The organism is Rhizobium sp. 42MFCr.1 (genome assembly GCF_000377185.1).
Lineage (GTDB): Bacteria > Pseudomonadota > Alphaproteobacteria > Rhizobiales > Rhizobiaceae > Rhizobium > Rhizobium altiplani.
The window spans coordinates 86,307-103,397 of sequence record NZ_KB897820.1 but is presented as its reverse complement, the minus strand read 5'-3'; the positions used below and the strand labels follow the sequence as shown (position 1 = coordinate 103,397).

14 protein-coding genes are annotated in these 17,091 nt (G+C 61.1%); 4 read left to right on the top strand and 10 right to left on the bottom strand.

All coding sequences use genetic code 11. The features are described from left to right. Positions 1 to 71 precede the first annotated feature (71 nt). From hglS to C934_RS0104435, 3 genes are read left to right on the top strand one after another with little or no spacing between them, the layout of a single operon-like run. Positions 72 to 1,472 (top strand): 2-oxoadipate dioxygenase/decarboxylase HglS, encoded by a 1,401-nt coding sequence (gene hglS / locus C934_RS0104445; RefSeq protein ID WP_026371547.1) that lies wholly within the window; start codon positions 72 to 74, stop codon positions 1,470 to 1,472. Positions 1,473 to 1,520: 48 nt separating this feature from the next. Then, complete coding sequence (amaB, locus tag C934_RS0104440) at positions 1,521 to 3,053, top strand: L-piperidine-6-carboxylate dehydrogenase (protein ID WP_018855494.1); 1,533 nt, start codon at positions 1,521 to 1,523, stop codon at positions 3,051 to 3,053. 8 nt (positions 3,054 to 3,061) lie between these two features. Next, positions 3,062 to 4,294, top strand: coding sequence for a pyridoxal phosphate-dependent aminotransferase (locus tag C934_RS0104435; protein ID WP_018855493.1), 1,233 nt, complete (start codon positions 3,062 to 3,064; stop codon positions 4,292 to 4,294). Positions 4,295 to 4,432: 138 nt separating this feature from the next. Here the strand turns inward: C934_RS0104435 and C934_RS0104430 are convergent, their stop codons facing one another. After that, positions 4,433 to 5,536 carry a saccharopine dehydrogenase family protein gene (locus C934_RS0104430; RefSeq protein WP_018855492.1) on the bottom strand — a complete coding sequence of 368 codons (1,104 nt, stop codon included), beginning with the start codon at positions 5,534 to 5,536 and terminating at the stop codon, positions 4,433 to 4,435. Positions 5,537 to 5,666: 130 nt separating this feature from the next. Between C934_RS0104430 and C934_RS0104425 the strand changes: the two genes are divergently transcribed. Next, complete coding sequence (locus C934_RS0104425; RefSeq protein WP_018855491.1) at positions 5,667 to 6,098, top strand: Lrp/AsnC family transcriptional regulator; 432 nt, start codon at positions 5,667 to 5,669, stop codon at positions 6,096 to 6,098. A 42-nt stretch (positions 6,099 to 6,140) separates the two neighbouring features. Here the strand turns inward: C934_RS0104425 and C934_RS0104420 are convergent, their stop codons facing one another. The 9 genes from C934_RS0104420 to C934_RS0104365 form a co-directional block, all read right to left on the bottom strand. Beyond that, on the bottom strand, positions 6,141 to 7,130 hold the full coding sequence (locus C934_RS0104420; protein WP_018855490.1) for a beta-ketoacyl-ACP synthase III: 990 nt from the start codon (positions 7,128 to 7,130) through the stop codon (positions 6,141 to 6,143). Continuing rightward, a complete protein-coding gene (locus tag C934_RS0104415; protein WP_018855489.1) occupies positions 7,127 to 8,395 on the bottom strand; it encodes an adenosylmethionine--8-amino-7-oxononanoate transaminase in 1,269 nt (422 codons plus the stop codon). The genes C934_RS0104420 and C934_RS0104415 overlap by 4 nt, the downstream gene beginning before the upstream one ends. Next, complete coding sequence (gene bioD, locus C934_RS0104410) at positions 8,392 to 9,030, bottom strand: dethiobiotin synthase (RefSeq protein ID WP_018855488.1); 639 nt, start codon at positions 9,028 to 9,030, stop codon at positions 8,392 to 8,394. The genes C934_RS0104415 and bioD overlap by 4 nt, the downstream gene beginning before the upstream one ends. After that, complete coding sequence (locus tag C934_RS0104405) at positions 9,027 to 10,172, bottom strand: 8-amino-7-oxononanoate synthase (protein WP_018855487.1); 1,146 nt, start codon at positions 10,170 to 10,172, stop codon at positions 9,027 to 9,029. The genes bioD and C934_RS0104405 overlap by 4 nt, the downstream gene beginning before the upstream one ends. After that, positions 10,169 to 11,161 (bottom strand): biotin synthase BioB, encoded by a 993-nt coding sequence (gene bioB / locus C934_RS0104400; RefSeq protein WP_026371546.1) that lies wholly within the window; start codon positions 11,159 to 11,161, stop codon positions 10,169 to 10,171. The genes C934_RS0104405 and bioB overlap by 4 nt, the downstream gene beginning before the upstream one ends. Positions 11,162 to 11,488: 327 nt before the next feature. Further along, complete coding sequence (locus C934_RS0104395; protein ID WP_018855485.1) at positions 11,489 to 12,154, bottom strand: GntR family transcriptional regulator; 666 nt, start codon at positions 12,152 to 12,154, stop codon at positions 11,489 to 11,491. Positions 12,155 to 13,833: 1,679 nt separating this feature from the next. Then, the gene (locus tag C934_RS0104375; RefSeq protein ID WP_018855481.1) at positions 13,834 to 14,658 is read right to left on the bottom strand and encodes a sugar phosphate isomerase/epimerase family protein; all 825 of its coding nucleotides are present in this window, start codon (positions 14,656 to 14,658) and stop codon (positions 13,834 to 13,836) included. Positions 14,659 to 14,707: 49 nt separating this feature from the next. Then, positions 14,708 to 15,880, bottom strand: a complete 1,173-nt coding sequence (locus C934_RS0104370; RefSeq protein WP_018855480.1) for a dihydrodipicolinate synthase family protein — start codon at positions 15,878 to 15,880, stop codon at positions 14,708 to 14,710. A gap of 5 nt (positions 15,881 to 15,885) precedes the next feature. Further along, a complete protein-coding gene (locus C934_RS0104365; protein WP_018855479.1) occupies positions 15,886 to 17,061 on the bottom strand; it encodes a Gfo/Idh/MocA family protein in 1,176 nt (391 codons plus the stop codon). Between the last annotated feature and the right edge of the window lie 30 nt (positions 17,062 to 17,091).

Genomic DNA, 17,091 nt, shown 5'->3' with positions numbered 1-17,091 from the left:
TCATGTACTCCACGCGCGATATGATCGCAATCCAGAATGAACTCTTCCAACTATGGCGCGTGAGGCAATAAATGTTGACCAGAAGTTTCGTTTCCTCCTGCAGCATCCGCTCTGCATTCTCGGCGGCAATGTCGGCCATGTATCGCACAGAGGTGCCCGCTTACGGCACCCTGATGGACATTGTTGCAAAAGTGAATGCGGCCACGCTTGCAGCCGATTCAGCCCTAAGGCGCAGGTTGGAAGAAACGGATTCCCTCGAGCGTGTTTCCGAAGAGCGCCACGGCGCCATCCGTCTCGGAACTGCCGACGAACTTGCGATGATGAGACGCGTCTTTGCCGTCATGGGCATGTTCCCGGTCGGCTATTACGATCTTAGCGAGGCAGGCGTGCCAGTCCATTCCACCGCTTTCCGCCCGGTCGGCGATGTAGCGCTGAAGCGCAACCCATTCCGTGTTTTCACCTCGCTGCTGCGCCTCGACCTGATTGCCGACGAAGAACTGCGCGCCGAAGCAGAGACGGTCCTGCAGAAGCGCCATATCTTTACTGCTGGCGCCATCGAACTGACTGAAAGGGCCGAGCGCGAGGGCGGTCTGGGCGAGGACGATGCCAAGCGCTTCGTCGCAGAAGTGCTGGAGACTTTCCGTTGGCATCATCAGGCGAACGTTGACCTCGCCATGTATAGGCGCTTGCATGATGCGCACCGGCTTATAGCCGACGTTGTCTCCTTCAAGGGACCGCACATCAATCACCTGACACCCCGCACGCTTGATATCGACGACGTGCAGCGGCTGATGCCGGAATATGGCATTGCGCCGAAGGCAGTTGTCGAAGGTCCGCCGAGCCGTCGTTGCGCGATTCTGCTGCGGCAGACGTCGTTCAAGGCCCTCGAGGAAGCCGTCTCTTTCAAGGATGCTGGCGGGAACTGGCAGCAGGGCACGCATACCGCGCGTTTTGGGGAGATTGAGAGCCGCGGTATCGCCCTGACACCGAAGGGCCGCGCCCTCTACGACAAGCTTCTGGCTGATTCGCGCAAGGTCGTGCGCCCCGCCGCCGATGGCTCGAACGCTGCGGCTTACGAAAAAGCACTCGCCGAGGCTTTCGCGCCTTTCCCGGACAGCTGGGCCGAAATTCGCGACCAGGGTCTTGGCTACTTCAGCTACTCACTCACGCCGAAGGGCCGGAGCGCGATTGCCTCGGCTGATGCCAGTGTCGATCAACTTGTGGCGGAAGACCTCATCTGCTTCGACCCGATTGTCTACGAAGACTTCCTGCCCGTCAGTGCGGCGGGCATCTTCCAGTCCAACCTCGGGGACGAGGCTGCGCAGGAGTTTACTGCAAGCCCCAATCAGCAGCGCTTCGAGCGGGACCTCGGCGCCTCGGTTCTCAACGAATTCGATCACTATGCTGATATCGAGGCGCAATCAATCGCCGAATGCCGGGCCCTTCTGACCGCGGCGCAGGCGGCCGAGTAGGCCAACAGACCGAACCAGCAACAATTCAAAACGTCAAAGAGTGCACAAATGACCATCGCAGCAAGAACAGTGAATGTGGCCCACGAAGCCGTCGGGCTTCTCGACAAGATCGGCGTCGACAAGGCGCTCTACACCGGCGGCGACCTGGCCTCCTACAGCCCCGTCACGGGCGAGCAGCTCGCTGCTTTGAAGACAGACAGCCAGGACGCGGCGGGCGCGAAGATCGACAAGGCTGCGCGTGCATTCCAGACCTGGCGCCTTGTCCCGGCGCCGAAGCGCGGTGAGCTTGTCCGCCTCCTGGGCGAAGAGTTGCGTGCCGTCAAGACGGAGCTTGGCCGACTGGTATCGATCGAAGCCGGCAAGATTCCGTCCGAAGGCCTGGGGGAAGTACAGGAGATGATCGACATCTGCGATTTCGCGGTCGGTCTTTCCCGCCAGCTCTATGGTCTGACCATCGCAACCGAACGGCCGGGGCATCGAATGATGGAAACCTGGCATCCCCTCGGTGTTGTCGGTGTCATCTCTGCCTTCAACTTTCCTGTCGCAGTCTGGGCCTGGAACGCTGCTCTGGCGCTGGTCTGCGGCAACGCGGTCGTCTGGAAGCCTTCCGAAAAGACGCCGCTGACCGCACTTGCATCGCAGGCCATCCTGCAGCGCGCCATTGCCCGCTTCGGCGATGCGCCAGAGGGTCTGAGCGAAGTGCTGATCGGCGACCGTGCGATCGGCGAGGTCCTGGTCGACCATCCGAAGGTGCCGGTGGTTTCGGCGACGGGTTCCACGCGCATGGGACGGGAAGTCGGTCCTCGACTTGCTCGCCGCTTTGCCCGTTCGATCCTGGAACTCGGGGGCAACAATGCCGGCATTGTCTGCCCGTCTGCCGATCTCGACATGGCGCTGCGCGCAATTGCCTTCGGGGCAATGGGCACGGCCGGCCAGCGCTGCACGACACTTCGCCGCCTGTTCGTCCACGAGAGTGTTTATGATCAACTCGTACCGCGCCTGAAAAAGGCCTATGCCAATGTCTCTGTCGGCAATCCGCTTGAAAGCACGGCTCTGGTCGGTCCCCTGATCGACAAGCTTGCCTTCGACAATATGGAAAAGGCGATCGGCGAGGCGAAAGCCCATGGTGGCACGGTCAACGGCGGCGAGCGCGTCGCGATGCCCCACGACAAGGCCTATTACGTCAAGCCGGCGCTGGTGGAAATGCCGTCGCAGGTCGGGCCGGTGCTGGAAGAGACCTTCGCGCCGATCCTCTACGTGATGAAATACTCCGACTTCGACAGGGTTATCGAAGACCACAATGCCGTCGCCGCAGGGCTTTCCTCGTCAATCTTCACGCTGGACCTGCGTGAAGCGGAGCGCTTCCTGTCAGCCGATGGATCCGATTGCGGTATTGCAAACGTCAACATCGGAACATCAGGCGCTGAAATCGGTGGCGCATTCGGTGGCGAGAAGGAGACCGGTGGTGGCCGCGAATCCGGTTCGGATGCGTGGAAGGCCTACATGCGCCGTGCAACCAACACGATCAACTATTCGAAGGCTCTGCCGCTGGCGCAGGGCGTTTCCTTCGAGATCGAGTAGGTGTTGCCATGACGATCGATGTGAAGATTGAAGAGGCGGGCTTTCGTCCCGCCTCGCGGATATCTGCCATAGGCGTCTCGGAGATCCTGCAGATCGGGGCGCGCGCCGCTGCCATGAAACGGGACGGCAAGCCGGTTATCATCCTTGGAGCCGGTGAGCCTGATTTTGAAACGCCAGACCATGTCAAGCAGGCTGCATGGGACGCAATGCAGCGCGGCGACACAAAATACACGGCGCTCGACGGCACGCCGGCGTTGAAGGAAGCAATCCGCACCAAGTTTCAGCGCGAGAACGAAGTGTCCTTCGAGGTTGGCGAGATAACCGTTGCCACCGGCGCCAAGCAGATCCTCTTCAACGCGATGATGGCAACCGTCGATCCCGGCGACGAGATTATCATTCCCACGCCCTACTGGACGTCCTATTCCGATATCGTTCAGATCTGCGAAGGCAAGCCGGTGCTTGTCCCATGCGATGCGCAGAGCGGCTTCCGGCTGACCGCCGAAAAACTCGAAGCGGCGATCACGCCGCGGACGCGTTGGCTGCTGCTGAATTCGCCGTCCAATCCGTCCGGTGCGGCCTATAGCGCAAAGGACTATCGCCCGTTGCTGGATGTACTGCTCAGGCATCCGCATGTCTGGTTGATGGTCGACGATATGTATGAGCACATCGTCTATGACGATTTTCGGTTCGTCACGCCGTTGCAGCTGGAGCCGCGCCTGCGTGAGCGCACGCTGACGATCAACGGCGTCTCCAAGGCCTATGCCATGACCGGGTGGCGTATCGGCTATGCGGGTGGCCCGAAGGCGCTTATCAAGGCTATGGCCGTGGTACAGAGCCAGGCGACGTCCTGCCCATCTTCGATCAGCCAGGCTGCCGCCGTTGCCGCACTCAACGGGCCGCAGGAGTTTCTTGCCGAGCGAACGCAGAGCTTCAAGCGGCGCCGCGATCTCGTCGTTTCCGGTCTGAACGCAATTGATGGTCTCGAATGCCGCGTTCCCGAGGGCGCCTTTTATACCTTCTCCGGATGTGGCGGCATTCTCGGCCGGACTGCCCCAGACGGCCGCAAGATCACGTCGGACAGCGAGTTTTGCGCCTATCTGCTCGAGGAGGCGAATGTCGCTGTCGTTCCGGGCTCGGCCTTCGGCCTGTCGCCGTACTTCAGGATCTCCTACGCTTCAGCGGAAGCGGACCTGAAGGAAGCCCTGGAGCGAATCGCAGCCGCTTGCAGGCGGCTCGGCTGATTGTCTGAGTGAGAGAGGGTCGCCATTTTCCCGCCACAAGGCAAAGTGAATTGAGTTTAGCTTTCGTTGCCAGGCTGACAACGCAAAAGCGCCCGGATCATCTCCGGGCGCTTCTTCTTGCCTACTTTGATCGGACGATCAGCCGGCGATCTTTTCGCCGTACGCCTTCTGCGCATAGTGGTGGCCGAAGCGGCTGTCGAGGAATGCGTCGAGACCAATATCTTCCTGGCGGATGAAACCCTTGCCAGGCAACTCACCCTTGGCCAGCATGTCGAGCACGGCGCAGATGCTGCAGGCGGTGGTGATCTGGATCGCACTCATCATGCGGCCGGCGACAACAGCGCTGTAGACCTTGTTGGCATAGGTTTCCTGCACGAGACGGCCGTTCTTCCAACCGGACACAGTGACGAAGACGATGACGACGTCCTGCATCGTGGACGGCAAGGCGTGCTCGAGGATGTCCTTGAGAACTTCGCGGCGATGACGCAGGCCGAGGTCTCTGAGCAGTGCCTTCATGATCGCGGCGTGGCCGGGATAGCGGATCGTACGATAGTTCAGCGTGCGAACCTTGCCCTTCAGCGTCTCACACAGCGTGCCGAGACCGCCGGAGGTATTGAAGGCCTCATAAGTCACGCCGTCGAGGGAGAACTCTTCCCGCTCTTCCAGAGCCGGCACTTCGATAAGCTGGCCGTCGACGATCGCCTCGCAGGGCTCGATGTATTCGTTGATGACGCCGTCGGTGCTCCAGGTCAGGTTGTAGTTCAAGGCATTCGAGGGATACTGCGGCAAGGCGCCGACGCGCATGCGAACACTGTCGAGCTTGTCGAAGCGGCTCGCAAGATCGTTGGCGACGATCGAGATGAAGCCCGGCGCCAGGCCGCATTGCGGTATGAACGCGGTGGATGCACCGGCGGCAATGGCCTTGACGCGGCGGGTGGATTCGACGTCTTCGGTCAGATCGAGGTAGTGCACGCCGGCTTCGGCCGCAGCCTCGGCGATGGCAATGGTCAGATGGAACGGTGCGGCACTCAGCACGGCAAACTTGCCGGAAAGGAGTTTGACCAAGGCTGCGTGGTCGGCAATGTCCACTTCCGCCAGGCTGAGCGCGGCGTTGGCCTCCATGTGATCCAGCTGTTGCTTGCTGCGGTCGGCAAGCGTGACGTGGTAGTCGCCGGAATGGATGAGAAGACGGGCGATCGTCGAGCCGATCTTGCCAGCGCCGATGACGACAATGTTTTTCATATGCGTTCCCTCATATTGGTTCGAGAAATCTTTATGCCCCCTTTATTCCTGTCGGGTTGGTTGATTCACAGCGCGAGAATGATAAAATCGACTGAAATTCTTTGGCATATCGCCGTCTGGAGTGATCAATATGACGATGAGTGACAAGGATCGGCAGCTTCTGTCGATTCTCAGCGAAAACGCCCGGATGCCGACTGCCATGCTGGCCCGCAAGCTCGGCCTGTCGCGCACAACAGTGCAGGCCAAGATCGAGCGCCTGGAGCGCGACGGCGTCATAGCAGGCTATGGCGTGCGGCTGTCGGATAACTTCGAGAGCGGTCAGATAAAGGCCCACGTGCTGATCACCCTTGCTGCCAAGGCGCTCGGACGCGTCACCCAAGAGCTGCAGGCAATTGCGGACGTCCGCTCGGTCCATTCGGTCAGCGGTAGCTTCGACATGATCGCAATCGTTGCCGCCGGCTCGATCAGCGAGCTCGATTCCGCCATCGACAAGATCGGTGATATCGACGGCGTCGAGAAAACCCTCTCTTCGATCATCCTGTCGACGCGCATCAACCGCTAAGGGGCACCTGCATCTCGCGGGCAGCCTGGATTGCCGGAAGCACTAGACGCGATAGGTGACGGCCGCCCCGGTGAGACCAGCACCGGCTGCTGCAAGAAGAAGGGTTTCACCCTCCCTGAGAGGCCGCGCGGCTGCATCCAGGGACAAGGTGAGCGGGATCGTCGCGGCGGAAGAGTTTCCGAACCGGTCCAGCGAGCAGACGGTCCGTTCGGGCCCGATCCCGAGATTGGTTGCAACTGCCTGAAATATCCGGACATTGGCCTGGTGCGGTACAAATCGGGTGATCGCTGCAGCTTCCACGCCAGCCATGTCGAGCGTCCGCTGCGAGGCGGTGCTCATCATCTCGACCGCCCGGGAAAACACCTCACGCCCGTCTCGCATCGTCATCAGATAGTCCGTGGCGGCGCGCCCCGGCGCGAAGGGCTTGTTGCTGCCGCCGGCGGCAATCGAGATCAGGTCATAGTTGCTGCCCTCGGAGCAGAGTTCTGTGCCGAGAATTCCGACGGAAGGATCGCTGGAGGGCGTCAGCACGACTGCGCCCGCCGCGTCAGCAAACAATACGCAACTGGCACGCTCGGCCGGATTGATGCGGCGACTGAGAATATTGGCGGCAACGACAAGAACCGGCCTCCCCTGAGTGCGAACGAAAGCGTCTGCGAGTGTCAGGGCATAAAGAAAGCCGGAGCAGGCGCCGGCCAGGTCGATCGCGCCACAGTGCTCGAGTCCAAGCCTGTGTGCCACGAGTGGCGCCGTCGGTGGCAGCAGCTGATCCGGCGTGGAGGTTGCCAGGAGCATCAGGCCGACCTCGGATCGATCGATCCCGGCATTGTCGAGGGCCATGGCTCCGGCTTCGGTGGCGAGGCCGCTGAGGGTGTCGCCCTCTTCTGCCCAGTATCGGGTGCGGATCCCGGTGCGACGCTCGATCCAACCGGTTTCGAGCCCGAGGGATTGCTCGATTTCGGCGTTTTCGACACAGCGACCCGGAACACCGTGCCCAAAGCCTGCGATGCGCGCGGAGCGGACCTTCATCATGCTGCTGTTCCGATCAGTTCGTCCGCTGCCTCGTCTATGGCGTCATAAAGGCGATCGATTTCGGCTTCCGACACGCAATAAGGTGGCATGAGGTAGATGACGTTTCCAAGTGGGCGGATGAGCAGGTGGCGGTCGCGAAAGAAGCCGCGCAAGTGCGGTCCTATGTCGGCTAAATATCCTTCCGAGCCGACAGCCATGTCCAGCGCCGCAATGGTGCCGATCTGGCGGACGTTCATGAAGCGCCGATCATGTGCAAAGCGTCGCAGCGCTTTCTCCTGCAGGGCAGCGAGGCGATCTATGCGCGCCTGAACCGGCTCGTTCGCCCAGATCTCCAGGTTGGCGACCGCTGCCGCGCATGCAATCGGGTTGGCAGTGTAGGAGCTCGAATGGAAGAAGGTCTTGCGGCGGTCGGTGGAAACATGCGCGTCAAAGATCTCGCTTGTGCAAAGTGTGGCAGCGAGCGGCATGGCGCCCCCGGTCAGCCCTTTTGATGTGCAGAGGATATCCGGACAAATACCTGCCTGATCGCAGGCAAACAGGGTGCCTGTCCTGCCCCAGCCGGTCATCACTTCGTCTGCGATGAAAAGCACATCGTGGGAGCGGGCGATCTCCCTGAGCTTGCCGAGCAAGGATGGCTCGAACATCTTCATGCCACCGGCGCCAAGTACCAGTGGCTCAATCAACAAAGCCGCGACCTGGCCGGAGCAACAAAGGAGGTGAAAGGCATCAAGCGTCTGTTGCTCCGAACCGGGCTCCGGAAAGGCAAGTCGATCGACGCCAAACAGCAGAGGCTCGTAGGCGGCATTGAAGACGCCCCTTTCGCCGACGGACATCGTTCCGATCGTGTCGCCATGATAACCGTGCTCCATGACGACGATCCGATCGCGGCGCCTGCCGGTGTTGTGGAAGAAGCCAAGCGCCATCTTCAACGCAACCTCGACCGCCGTCGACCCGCTGTCCGAATAGAAGACGTGCTCAAGCCCGGCCGGACTTATTTTGATCAGACCACGGGCGAGTTCTTCGGCAGGGGCATGCGTGTATTCGGCGAAAATGACCTGGTCATAACTGTCAGTCGCACGGCGGATCGCCTCCATGATCGTCGGATGCCGATGCCCGTGGGTGATGACCCACCATGAGGAGATCGCATCAAGAATGCGACTGCCTGCTTCGTCGACCAGATAGGCGCCTTCCGTCTCTATGACCTTTTTCATCGGCGGCTCGAGGCCGTGCTGTGTGAATGGATGCCAGACAGGGGAGCGCGTCATGACTTTGAACTCCGAAAGACCGACACGTCGAAGCCGCGATGAAAGGCTGCCATCAGGCCGTCGTGGGTAAGCGGGTTGGTCGGCTCCAGCCGTCCCAATTCCCGAGCACCACTCATGTGGATGATGATCCTCTGGGTTTCGGCGTTTTCCTTGCCCATAAAGGCAATGCCGAAGATGGGCACACATCGGCGCTGCAGCGCTTCTACGGATAACAGCGTATGGTTGATGGTGCCGAGCGAGGTTCTGGCGCACAGGATGACGGGTGCCTGCCAGCGAGCGAAGATATCGGCAAACAGGATTCCTGATGTCAGTGGAACGAGAACGCCACCAGCGCCCTCAATGACAAGCGAATGCGGGAGCGCCGGCAGTTCAAGCGCGCCGGGTTCGATCGTCACGTCATCAAGCGCTGCTGCGTGGTGGGGGGATGCTGGTGTCTTTAGCCGGTAGGCCTCCGGGAGAATCCGTTCGGCCGGAACGTTGCCCAGTCGGGCGACCGTTTCTGCGTCGGTCTCCTCGTCCAGTCCCGACTGGACAGGTTTCCAGTAATGCCCTTTGAGTGCGCAGGTTAATGCGGCGGCGAAAACAGTCTTGCCGATGCCGGTGTCAGTGCCGGTGACGACGAAGCGCGACGTCATTGCTGCTCCTTTCGCATGACAACGGCCAGCCTCTCGAACAGCCGCGAAATTGTCTCCGGTTCGACGTTGAGGGTGATGGAGATGCGCAAACGCGCCGTGCCCTCCGCCACGGTTGGTGGGCGGATGGGTCTGACGTCGAAACCCTCGGTCCGCAAGCTTTCGGCGATCCGCACCGCGCGACGATTGTCGCCGACAAGGATGGGGAGGATCTGTGAGCCGCTGGATTGCATCCCGATCGTCCTTTCCATCTCGCGATTGGCAAGAGAGACAAGTCCGGCGAGCTTGTCGCGTCGCTCCGGTTCATCGTCGAGGATCCTCAATGCCTCCCGAACTGTCGCAGCCATCAGCGGGGATGGTGCCGTTGAATAGATGAAGTTCCGGGCGCGATTGACGAGGAAATCGCAGAGGACTGCCGGTGCAAGGACAAGCGCGCCCGACGCACCAAGCGCCTTGCCGCAGGTGTGCAGCGTTATGCAGTTTTCTGGATGCCCCAGCTGCTCCGCCAGGCCGCGTCCTCCCTTTCCGAAGACCCCCGTCGCATGTGCCTCATCGATGACGAGGAAACCATCATGGAGCCTCGCAAGTTCGCCCAACTCGGCAAGCGGCGCGCGATCCCCGTCCATCGAGTAGAGACTTTCGACAGCGATCCAGGGTCGGCCGGTGCCGCCGGCTTTGCGCCATGATCGGATGGCGTCGGCGACGGCGTTGACATCGTTGTGTGAGGTCGCGATCGATGGCGCTCGGCTGGCAGAAATGCCTTCATGAGCGCTGGCATGGATGAGCGCATCATGAAGGATGATGTCCTGGCGCTGCGGCAAGGTTGAGAACAACGCCACATTGGCAGCATAACCGTTGGCGAAGTAGAGCGCCCGTGCTGCCCCGAAATACGCGGCAGCCTCCCGCTCCAGCGCGTCATGCTCCGGATGATTGCCGCGTAGCAGGCGCGAACCCCCGGCCCCAACTGCCACGCCGCGGTCTAATGCAGACCGAAGCGCATCTCCTAGCCGCTGCGATTGCGCAAGACCAAGGTAGTCGTTCGAGGCGAAATCCGCGCCGCAAGCGGCGACAAGGCTGCGGCTCCTTCCCTTGCGATCAAGGCCAGCGAGCTTGCGCTCATAGACTGCAAGGCCCCCGGCACTCACTCTGCCCGTTCCAGCTGTTCGGCTTTCAACCCCAGGCGGCGAAAGAGAGCCGCGTCATGATCCTCACCGGGATTTTCCGCTGTCAGGAGGGTTTCACCCACAAAGATGGAATTGGCGCCCGCAAAGAAACAGAGCGCCTGCATCTCGTCCGACATATCCGTTCGTCCCGCAGACAGCCGAACGTGGGAAGCAGGCATCAGGATGCGTGCCAGTGCAACCGTCCGAACGAACTCGATTGGATCGATCGGCTTTGCATTGGCGAGCTTTGAACCCGGGATCGGGATCAGCATATTGATCGGAACGCTCTCTGGCGGCGCCGGAAGATTGGCAAGCGTGACAAGCATCGAGATCCGATCTTCTGCCGTCTCGCCCATTCCGAGAATGCCGCCGGCGCAGACCTTGATGCCGGCCTGGCGGACATTGGCGAGGGTATCAAGGCGATCTGCGAAGGTCCGGCTTGTGATGATCTCGCTATAGAAGCGCTCCGAGGTATCGATGTTGTGATTGTAATAGTCGAGGCCGGCATCCGCGAGCCTTGCCGATTGCTGCGGCGTCAGCATGCCGAGCGTCATGCAGGTTTCCATCCCGAGCGCCCGCACACCCTCGACCATCGCGACGATCGAATCCATGTCCCGGTCCTTGGGGCTGCGCCAGGCTGCGCCCATGCAATAGCGCGTTGCACCCCCTTCCCTCGCCTTTCGCGCTTCGGAAAGTACGCGGTCGACCTCCATGAGTTTTGAAGCCTTGAGGCCGGTCGGATAATGGGCCGACTGGCTGCAATAGCCGCAGTCTTCGGCGCATCCGCCGGTCTTGACGGACAGGAGGCGGCTCATCTGTACGGCATTGGGATCAAAATTGGCTCGATGGATGCCGTGGGCGCGAAAGAGAAGGTCGCTGAAAGGCAAATTATAGATAAAAGTGGCGTCCGATGCGGTTAGTTGCCCCCTGTTGCCGCTCTCCGCGGTTGGACAGTCGGTATGTGGCTGCATTTGACTAAAACCTTTGCGCTGCGGGATGTCGAGTCGTAGATAGAAATCAAAATTATCTATAATAATTTCATGCGACATAAGGCAAGTGCGTTTTTCAGTTTGTTCGCCTGAGGAAGATTGGCGATCCGACTCAGGCGCTCCAGTGTCGGCTAGCGCCCGATCGGCTGACTGGCTTCGCGTTTTCGATGCCACTCTCAGAAATCAGGCTGCATTCCAGCGCGCAACAGGGATTGCGATCGCTCGGCCGACGCGCGTCGCTATTGCCCGAGCTCGGAGCGCAGGCTACCGCTGAGCAGGAAACGCGCGCGGAGCAAGTGGGAACGGAGGCTAGCCGACGATTGCAAATCGCTCGCGAACGGCATGCTGCATTCGCCGCGACGGGCCGCCGATCCATTGCACATGCCGCTCCAGCGCGGTCACGGCATTCTCGACCTTGCCGGCGCGAAGGAATGCGAGAATGGTGCGGTGGTCCGTATCGATTCGCGGTTCCCAGTCGGTGAGCCAGGTGGCGAACAAGAATCGAGCGCTCGCCGCATGCAGGTCGTCAATGGCGGAAAGCAGACGCGGCATTTCGCAGGGTTCGAGGATGAGCTTGTGAAACCTGCGATTGGCCTCTTCCCAGGTGCGAACGTCGCGCGCATTGTCACCGTCGATCGTTGCCTGTTCGGCCTGGTCGAGACGCGAAGGCGTCAGGTGCTCTGCCGAGTGGCGCAGTGCAAGGCCCTCGAGGGCGGCGCGCATCTTCGCGACCTCCTGCACCTCCTTCAGATCGAAGGAGGCAACACGAACGCCGCGGCGCGGTTCGCTGACGGCAAGGCCTTGCGCCTCCAGACGGCGCAGGGCCTCGCGCACGGGAACGTGCGAGGATCCGAATTCCTCGGCTATGTGGTCCTGCTTCAGTTTCGAGCCGGGCGGCAAGGCGCCCGTCACGATGCGCTCCGCGAGCGCGCGACTTATGCGGCCGGCTATCGTGTCGTCGTTATGAATAGTCATATTTTAGAGATAGTTCCTGCGCTCGATGCTGTCGAGGTGCGTATCATCGACGGCTGTGGATTTGTAGGTTGGCCCTGCAGCGGTTCCTGGCGATTTTGACGCCATGCGGCAATGGTTGCAAAGTTCTGGCACGAAGATCGGCAATGCCGGGCCCTGATTGTTTGTCCATTCGACACCAAGGCGGCGTCACGCCGCGTTGGTTGTCGGGCCATGACGCGGGACAATGTCTTATTCGTCCAACGCCATCTTGCAATGATTGTGTTGGATGCAGGGAGGCGCGGGACGGCCGAAGGGCTCCTTGTCGGATCTCTGTATTACGGTTGGGCGTTGTCGCCAGGATCCGTTGCGCACAGCGCGTTGAAGGCTTCTTCGTCGTTGGCGGCAACAGCCGCCGGCGCAAGATGTGCGGCCTTTGCCCGTAGTCGGCGGACGCCACCCTCCTTCGGCGGGTCGTGCTGGGCGGCGACAACATTTCGTCCTGGAAGTAAAGACTTGGGCACGCCAGTTGGCGCGCTCGTGCGTATCATGGTGGCTTCACCGTTGCGTTTGCGGAGATCTTCTTGTCGATGAGCGGCGCGCGGGCCTGCGTCATCTGAAACGTGGCGCCATGGCGGGCTGACCTTCTGTGGTCATGTCGGCATTGTGATTTGCGCGTGGTTGGTGTTGCACCTGCTGTCGCTTGTGTGCGGGCGTCGCACTTCGCAGGTGCGCGGGCGAGGCGTGGAGGCGGCGGCGCTACCCACAGGCCTTCGCCGGGCAAGCATGAGGGGTCTTTTCGCGAAGAGCCTCGGGGGCGAACGGCAATGCGGTCGGCGCCTTCGGTGACGGTGGTTGGTGCATGCGGGATGATTGACCGTTGTCGCAGGACTTGGCTCGGACATGAAGGGATCAGCGACTGGACTTGCCTAGTCTCTCGGCGCTGCCTGCCTGTCTGGCGCTCGCATTGGCCGGAAGACCGTCGGGGGCAGCATCCGGAGATGCCCTGACCAGCGGTTGCTGCCAACCTTGCAGAGTCCCGGTTCAAGCGGAGTTCCCCGCGGGGAACAATGGGCCAGATGACTTGTCGTGCCGCTATCGACCGGCGCGAGGGGAAACATCAGTTCGAAAGGTATCGTTGGGCGTCGTCGCGGGGCTTTGCTCGGAGATGAAGGGTTCTGCGATCGGAGTTGCCAAGTCTCTCGGCGTTGCCTGCCCTTCTCGCGCTCGCATTGGCCTGAAGATCGTCAGGACGCAGCATCAGGAGGCACCCTGACCATCGGGTCGCTGCCAGCCTCGCAGGGTCCCGGCCATGCGGAGTTCCCCGCGGGGAACAGCAGGGTCAGATCATTTGTGGCGCCGCTGATCCACCGGCATGAGGCGCAGAACCAGTTCAAAATAACCGCGGCGTGATTGGTGTGCCTTGGTGACAATTCCCCGATGATCGGGCGATTGTTGTTGACAAAGCATGGTTTTGTCCGAGATTCTGTGGGCAGGCTTCAGCATTTGCGCCGCCTGCGGGAAGCGGCGCAAGGACATATTCTGGATGCCGCAGCCGTCATTGAGGCAATTTCAGCAGCATCCTTCGGCTTTGGCTTCCCTCCCTGCAATGTCACGTAGCGGAACCATACGGGTCGTTGACTGCCGTAAGTGAAAAAAAGCGTACGGTTGGTCAATGATTTAGCGGCGGCGCAACGACTGTGTCAGCAGACGCTGCGGAAGCGATCAACGCAGGTGGAGAGCACCTTTTCCCCCGGACGTTTCCACCAGTTCGCTGCCGAAAAGATTTCGACTTCCTGCGCTCCATGATAACCGGCAGCCTCGATGGAGCGTCGGATCCCCTTGAGATCGATCACGCCGTCTCCCATCATGCCGCGGTCCAGCAACAGGTCCGTTGTCGGAACCAGCCAGTCGCAGATGTGGTGTGCCAGGATCCGGCCCGACGCCCCGGCTCGGGTGATTTGCTGCTCGAGTTTCGGGTCCCACCAGACGTGATAAACGTCGATGGCCACACCGACGCCGTTGCCGAGCAGGTCACAGATATCGAGCGCCTGCTCAAGTGTGTTCACGCAGGCGCGGTCGGCGGCATACATCGGATGCAGCGGTTCGATCGCAAGTGGTATGCCGGATGCGCGTGCGTGCGGAAGGATCGCGCCGATCCCGTCTGCGACCATATCGCGCGCGTGGGCGATATCCCTGGACCCCGCAGGCAGGCCGCCGACGACGAGAACGAGGCAATCGGCGTTGAGAGCAGCAGCCTCGTCGATCGCCCTCTTGTTGTCGTCGATTGCTGCAGCTCGCCCCGCAGCATCCGCGGCGGGGAACATGCCCCCGCGGCAAAGCCCGGTCACCTGCAGTTGGTTGTCGGCGACGATCCGGGCAGCTTCGGACAAGCCGATCGCATGCACCTGATCACGCCAGGGAGCGATCGCAACAATATCCTGCTTGAGGCAGGCCTCGACCGCCTGCTTCATGTCGTACTGCTCTCGCACCGTCGCGAGGTTGATGGAAAGGCCATTGACTGCCATTTTTGATATTCCTCCCTCACCTCGCGATGCGAAGTGCATGCCGTGATTTTCAGATGCCTGCAGTCGCCAGGATCGTCTTCATCCGGCTGACCGCGAGATCCGGATCCCGCAGGACGCGGGCCTCGTCGGCAAGCCGGAACAGTTCCGCCAGATGCACCATCGAGCGCGTGCTTTGCTGGCCACCCAGCATCTGGAAGTGATTCTGGAAACCATTGAGATAGGCCAGGAAGACAACGCCCGTCTTGTAGAACCGCGTCGGCGCCTTGAAGATATGCCGTGAAAGCGGCACGGTCGGCGCCAGGATCTCGTGGAATCCGGCGAGATCGTCTGCGCCAAGCTTCTGCAGGGCAGCGCTGGCCGCGGGCGCGATGGCATCAAAAATGCCGAGCAGGGCGTGTGAGTATCCTTTCTCGTCGCCGGCGATAAGCTCCGCGTAGTTGAAGTCATCGCCGGTATACATCTTGACCGCCGGATCAAGCTTTCGACGCATGACGATCTCTTTCTCCGCGGAGAGGAGGGAGATCTTCACGCCGTCCACCTTGGTTGCGTGGTCATTGATGATGGCGACGGCCGTTTCCATGGCCTGCATATCATCACGCGAACCCCAATAGCCGGCGAGCGCAGGATCAAACATATCGCCAAGCCAATGGATGATCACCGGCTGCCGGACCTGCCGCAAGATGCGATCATAGACACGCACGTAATCCTCGGGGCTCTTGGCGGCGGCCGCAAGCGCGCGGCTTGCCATGAGGATGATCCGGCCGCCCTGCCCTTCGACGTAGGCGACCTGCTCCTCATAAGCGTGGATGACATCATCGATGCTAACGCCAGGGCCTGGTGGCAGATGGTCGGTGCCGGCGCCATAGGCGATGAGGGCATCCGGACGCCTGCGCGCTGCCGATTGGACATTGGCGATGAGTTCCTTGGCGCCAGCCCAGTCGAGCCCCATGCCGCGTTGGGCGGTGTCCATCGCCTCGGCAACGCCGAGGCCGAGATCCCAAAGATACTCGCGGAATGCAACGGTGCGTTCCCAGTCGATGTTGCGGTCGAGCCATGGATCGTTGTCTGCCAATGGATCGACGACCACATGAGCGGCCGCGTAGGCGACACGGTTGAAGGCATGGCCGCCGGCCGGGCGTTCCGGCGCGGCAAGCGGTGCGTTGGCGATGGCATAATCCTCCAGCGTGCCGCCGGAGACGGGAAGACGAAGTGACTTTGCCATGGCCGTCAGGCAACCTTGCGGACTGATGTATCGGCTAGCGAGGGAACATCCACCCAGCGGCGTTCCTTCCAGCTCTGGTGCGCCAGTTCCGCAAGCTGAACACCCTTGGCGCCCTCGCGCAGCGTGAACCTCCACGGCGCGTCTTCGACGACGTAGCGCAGGTAGTCTTCCCACTGCGCCTTGAAGCCGTTGTCGAAAACCTGGGTTTCCGGAACCTCGTCCCATGTCCTGTAGAAGTCGATCGTCTGCGGCTGATCGGGATTCCAGACAGGCTTGGGTGTGTTGACCCGATGCTGCGTCCAGCATTTGGTCAGACCGCAGACGGCCGAACCATGTGTTCCGTCGACCTGGAAGGTCACGAGGTCGTCACGACGCACGCGAACCGCCCAGGAGGAGTTGATGTGGGCGACGACGCCGCCCTCGAGTTCAAAAGTCGAATAGGCTGCGTCGTCGGCATCTGCCCTGTAGGTCTTGCCGTTCTCGTCGACGCGGCTCGGGATATGGGTGGATGCGTAGCAGCTGACGGCCTTGACCTCGCCAAAGAGGTTGTCCAGCACGTAGCGCCAGTGCGGCAGCATGTCGAGGATCATGCCGCCACCATCGGCCGCGCGATAGTTCCAGGATGGACGCTGAGCCTTCACGCCCCAGTCACCCTCGAATACCCAGTAGCCGAACTCGCCGCGTACCGAGAGTATCTTGCCGAAGAAGCCGCTGTCCTTGAGCAGGGCGATCTTGCGCAGTCCCGGCAGGTAGAGCTTGTCCTGCACGACACCATTTTTGACGCCGCGCTGTTCGGCTAGCGTCGCAACGGAAAGCGCCTCCTCGAGTGTCTCCGAGATCGGCTTTTCGCAATAGACATGCTTGCCGGCCTCGATTGCCTTTTTCAGGAGCGAGACGCGCATTTGCGTCGAGCCTGCGTCAAAAAAGATCCTGTTGTTCGGATCCGCAAGGGCGCTGTCGAGATCAGTGGTCGTGCGCGTCAGGCCGTGCTTGCGGGCAATGGCCTCGATCTTGTCGGCGTTGCGTCCGACGAGGATCGGATCGGGCATCAGGCGGTCGCCGTTGGAAAGCTCAAGGCCCCCCTGCTCGCGGATCGCGAGAATGGAGCGCACCAGATGCTGGTTATAGCCCATGCGGCCGGTGATCCCATGCATGATAATGCCAAGCGAAATCGTCGCCATCTGCGTCTTCCTCCCATAAATAACTATTTA

Bases quoted from the DNA above. Each gene is read 5' to 3' on its own strand.
- C934_RS0104420 (WP_018855490.1), bottom strand. From the start codon at position 7,130: ATGATGAAGGTCCGCTCCGCGCGCATCGCAGGCTTTGGGCACGGTGTT.
- C934_RS0104375 (WP_018855481.1), bottom strand. From the start codon at position 14,658: ATGGCAGTCAATGGCCTTTCCATCAACCTCGCGACGGTGCGAGAGCAG.
- C934_RS0104415 (WP_018855489.1), bottom strand. From the start codon at position 8,395: ATGACGCGCTCCCCTGTCTGGCATCCATTCACACAGCACGGCCTCGAG.
- bioB (WP_026371546.1), bottom strand. From the start codon at position 11,161: ATGCAGCCACATACCGACTGTCCAACCGCGGAGAGCGGCAACAGGGGG.
- C934_RS0104370 (WP_018855480.1), bottom strand. From the start codon at position 15,880: ATGGCAAAGTCACTTCGTCTTCCCGTCTCCGGCGGCACGCTGGAGGAT.
- C934_RS0104425 (WP_018855491.1), top strand. From the start codon at position 5,667: ATGACGATGAGTGACAAGGATCGGCAGCTTCTGTCGATTCTCAGCGAA.
- C934_RS0104430 (WP_018855492.1), bottom strand. From the start codon at position 5,536: ATGAAAAACATTGTCGTCATCGGCGCTGGCAAGATCGGCTCGACGATC.
- C934_RS0104395 (WP_018855485.1), bottom strand. From the start codon at position 12,154: ATGACTATTCATAACGACGACACGATAGCCGGCCGCATAAGTCGCGCG.
- bioD (WP_018855488.1), bottom strand. From the start codon at position 9,030: ATGACGTCGCGCTTCGTCGTCACCGGCACTGACACCGGCATCGGCAAG.
- C934_RS0104365 (WP_018855479.1), bottom strand. From the start codon at position 17,061: ATGGCGACGATTTCGCTTGGCATTATCATGCATGGGATCACCGGCCGC.
- C934_RS0104435 (WP_018855493.1), top strand. From the start codon at position 3,062: ATGACGATCGATGTGAAGATTGAAGAGGCGGGCTTTCGTCCCGCCTCG.
- amaB (WP_018855494.1), top strand. From the start codon at position 1,521: ATGACCATCGCAGCAAGAACAGTGAATGTGGCCCACGAAGCCGTCGGG.
- hglS (WP_026371547.1), top strand. From the start codon at position 72: ATGTTGACCAGAAGTTTCGTTTCCTCCTGCAGCATCCGCTCTGCATTC.